Source organism: Streptomyces xylophagus (assembly GCF_000716435.1).
GTDB lineage: Bacteria > Actinomycetota > Actinomycetes > Streptomycetales > Streptomycetaceae > Streptomyces > Streptomyces xylophagus.
Genome location: NZ_JNWO01000079.1, coordinates 1 through 1,602, shown reverse-complemented (window position 1 = coordinate 1,602; position 1,602 = coordinate 1). Strand labels below are relative to the sequence as shown.

Sequence of the window (1,602 nt, the reverse complement as noted above, 5' to 3'; positions counted from 1 at the left end):
CCCTGGTGCTGATGGGACTCTCGCTCTCCCATCTTGCGGCCGGGATCGGCGCGCTCACCCACAGCGATCCTGCGCACGCCTGGGCTATGGCCGTCGGCATCGACCTCGGCTTCATCGCGCTCGAACTCGGCCAGCTCTGCACGACGACCGAATCGCTCCGCAAGGCGATCATGACGTGGGCAGGCCCCACTATCATCGGCACCCTCATCGTGTCCGCCTGCATGAACGCCTACGCGTTCGCCAGCGTCGCGACCGGCTGGCCGGTGATCGCCTCGGCCTGCATCCTGGGGCTCTCGATCCCCATGCTCATCTACGTGCTCACGCGGGTCTCCGTGGCCCTGTGGGTCGACGCCACGCGCTCTTGAGGGAGGACAACATGGAGACCACTGTCTACCTGCGCCGGGAGCCTGGCAGCGAAGGCAACAACGTCGTCGCGTACCGCGATGAGGCCTGCACAGACCGGATCGGTCATTGGATGTGGTGGCAGGTCCACAAGCCCACCGCCCGAACCACCCACGTCACGCTGAGCGGCAAGCGCCACAAGGTGGCTTGGGCCGAGCGCCTGACCGCCGACAAGGCCTGACCGATGGCGCTCCTGGCTCTCTTCGCCCTCGGCCTCGCCATCCCTGGCGCGCTCGCGATCTGGTGCTTCATCCAGCTCGCCAAGGCCTGAACGACCTTCCGATGACCTTCCATTAGACCCTCCAATCCGGAAGGTTTAGTGGAAGGTCGGAAGGTCGTCATTTCGTTTAACGTATTGATAAACAACAAAAAAAGCACTTTGACCTTCCGGCCTTCCGGTGGAAGGTTTGGAAGGTTACCGATATCGGAAGGTCAAAATCGGCGCGAGCGGAAGGTTTACAATCGCGGCAACGTATTGATCTGAAAGCATAATCGGTCGATGACCTTCCGACTTTAAACCTTCCGTACCTTCCGATCTGAAACCTTCAAACCTTCCGACCTTCCGGCCCTTCCCCCTTTAGGGGGAGGGCGGAGGGTAGGTTTGATGGAGGGTCTGACCGTCTGAGCGGCGGAGGGTCTCCCCGATCTGATCGTGCTCTCCGTTGCTGTGGGGCCGTGGAGCCCTGATGCCGAGGCCAGGCGTTGAGCCGGGGCGGCTGGTGGTCCTGGGAGGCCGGTCAGGCGGTCAGGCTCTCAGCGGGTGGCTGTGAGGCGGTCAGGCGTTCGGCCTCTCAGTCGGTCAGTCGTTCAGCCAGGGAGGGAGATTTAATTGACGGTGTGAGGAATGGGAGGTTACAGACCTACCGTACCCCCAACATCGAGGCAATCCGTTTGTCCATCCAATTCACCACACCGAAAGGGAACCCGGTCGTGATCCGGCGACCCGAGCTGATCGTGTCTATGGTCGGCTACGAGCGGTCAGATCGCGAGACCGGCGAGATGCGGCAGAACACCGCCATCACCTTCGAGAACCGTGAGGTCGTCTTCGTGAGCGGCAGCGCGGACGTGATCGAAGCGGCGCTCGAAGAGCACGCACGCGTTGCGCGCCTCAACTCGGAATACTGCGACCGCTGCCCCGCCCTGGCGAACGCGTCCGAAGAGCTGAAGCAGTACGAGGCGGTCGTGGACGCCGCCGAGCCC

3 protein-coding genes are annotated in these 1,602 nt (G+C 62.8%); all 3 read left to right on the top strand.

All coding sequences use genetic code 11. The annotated features are described in order from the left end of the window. Positions 1-365: hypothetical protein (locus OO70_RS50245; RefSeq protein WP_158711679.1), on the top strand; the 365-nt coding region annotated here is incomplete at its 5' end. Between the two features lie 11 nt (positions 366-376). Then, on the top strand, positions 377-583 hold the full coding sequence (locus OO70_RS50240; protein WP_030529699.1) for a hypothetical protein: 207 nt from the start codon (positions 377-379) through the stop codon (positions 581-583). A 749-nt stretch (positions 584-1,332) separates the two neighbouring features. Beyond that, a partial coding sequence (locus OO70_RS50235; RefSeq protein ID WP_043688219.1) for a hypothetical protein occupies positions 1,333-1,602 on the top strand: 270 nt, incomplete at its 3' end.